At 68.1% G+C, this 1,826-nt stretch carries 2 protein-coding genes and 1 pseudogene; 1 reads left to right on the top strand and 2 read right to left on the bottom strand.

Annotated features, from left to right (window positions below; genetic code table 11):
* Positions 1-158: 158 nt before the first annotated feature.
* Positions 159-374 (top strand): annotated as a pseudogene (locus GGG17_RS06420) (IS3 family transposase); the annotation flags it as partial.
* 190 nt (positions 375-564) lie between these two features.
* Here the strand turns inward: GGG17_RS06420 and GGG17_RS06415 are convergent.
* Together GGG17_RS06415 and GGG17_RS15960 are read right to left on the bottom strand one after the other, a co-directional pair.
* A complete protein-coding gene (locus GGG17_RS06415) occupies positions 565-1,557 on the bottom strand; it encodes a site-specific integrase (protein ID WP_019287886.1) in 993 nt (330 codons plus the stop codon).
* A gap of 75 nt (positions 1,558-1,632) precedes the next feature.
* On the bottom strand, positions 1,633-1,826 hold a 194-nt coding region (locus GGG17_RS15960), incomplete at its 5' end, for a hypothetical protein (protein WP_195849141.1).

Genomic DNA, 1,826 nt, shown 5'->3' with positions numbered 1-1,826 from the left:
CATCAGCCAGCCGGTCACGCACCAACCGGACCGACCTGTCACGAATCTCATCGGGATACTTCCTCGGAGCGGGCATGTCTGCATCCTCTCGGCAGATCAGACCCTCCACCACACCCGGGGCGACTCACAACGCTTCCCACCCCCGATTAGCCGGTTAATGCGGTGACAATGCCGCGATGGAATCCTTCTTCGCCCTCCTGCAAAAGAACGTCCTCAACCAACGCCGCTGGGACACCCGCGACGAGTTGCGGATCGCGATCGTCACCTGGATCGAGCGGACCTACCACCGCCGACGACGACCAGACCGCCTCGGCCGATTGACGCCCATCGAATACGAGACCACCATGACCACACCAGCCGACCAGGCTGCGTGACTACCACTGTCACCTATCCGTGCAGCAGTCCCGCCCGCAAGTCCTGCCGCTTGGAGTGGCAGGTCGTCCAGGAAGTCGAGGATGATCCGTTGTGTAGGGTCAGCCTCTCTTCGCGGCCTGGGATGAGGTCCTCGCCTCATCCCCCTGCTGAGGATCGGCGGTCACGGTGAGGTGTTTCTCGGCCTTGTCGCTACAGCCCTAGGACCGTGGCGGCGTTGTCTACCCATGCGGTGTGGACGCGCACGTAGGTGCCGACTGTGGACAGGGATCGGTGGCGGGTCTGGTGAGCGATGGCCCGGTCTGAGGCGCCGCGTAGGTGGGAGTAGGTGACGAACCCTGCTCGTAGGGAGTGTGCGGAGTAGCCGGCCGGATCGATCCCTGCTCGCGCGGTGGCGGCCTGCACGAGGTCGTTGATCGATTCGGGGTGCAATGGTCGCCCTGAGGCCCGGTTGCCTTTCGTCACTCCCTGGAAGAGGGGTGCGTCCGGGTCGGTGATCCCCGCGAGGGTCAGCCACGCTTCGAGTGCGGTGACGGGGCACCGGTCGGTCCTGGAGGCGCGGGGGAGGACCACGAGCTCCGGCCGGTCGCCAGTCTGGTTGGTCTTGGAGCGGGGGAGGGTCAGGACCAGCCCGTTGGCGTGCGCGCCCACGTCACGGACCCGCAGGCCCGCGAGTTCGCTGCGGCGTAGTGCGCCGACGAACCCGACGAGTAGGAGCGCTCGGTCGCGGGCACCGGCCAGGTCCGGCTCGGGTGGGCGGCCTTTGGTCTTCCAGGTCTTGGTGACCGGGCAGGCCTCGAGGATGTCGAACAGCTCGGGTGGCATCAATGGGCGGGCTTGGTCCGGGGGAGCGGCGTGGGTGCGCCGGATGCCTTCCCACACCGTCATGACGCGGGCGTTCGAGGTCGGGTCGGGAAGGCCGCGGCCGGCGTGGACGAACTTCAGCGCTGACAGTCGGCGGGACATAGTGCCGACCTTGGCTCCTGCGGCGGCCAGGTCTGACAGGTATGCCGTCACGGTCGAGGCGGCCGCCGGCAACGGGGCACGGTCGTGCTGGGCGCACCACGCGGTGAACTCTCGCCAGTCCGAGGCGTACCCACGCATCGTGTTCTGGGCCCGAGCGGCCGCGACGTATGCGGCTTCCTCGGCCGACAGGGGCTCGCCGGCTGCTAGCTCTTCGACCACTCGGCCCGGGTCCGAGACGGGGGGGGCGGTCAGGTTGCGAGTGGACGGGAGATGAGGGTGCACGGACGTGGTCTCCTACAGCGGGCCGCTGGCACGGAGCTGTTCATCGACCCGGTCATCAAGCTTCTTCATGACGCCGTCGGAGACCGTAGGCCCGTGCCGGGGGGCCCACTGCGGCAGGCGGACAGCCTGCTGACGCACGGCATCGGCCAGGCCGGCGGGGTCGGGCAGCAGCGCCCGGTAGGTCTTGTCGTACTGGTCCAGGACCA

The sequence above is a fragment of the Arsenicicoccus cauae genome (assembly GCF_009707125.1).
In the GTDB taxonomy this organism is placed as follows: domain Bacteria; phylum Actinomycetota; class Actinomycetes; order Actinomycetales; family Dermatophilaceae; genus Arsenicicoccus; species Arsenicicoccus cauae.
This window is presented reverse-complemented; position numbering and strand designations above follow the sequence as displayed.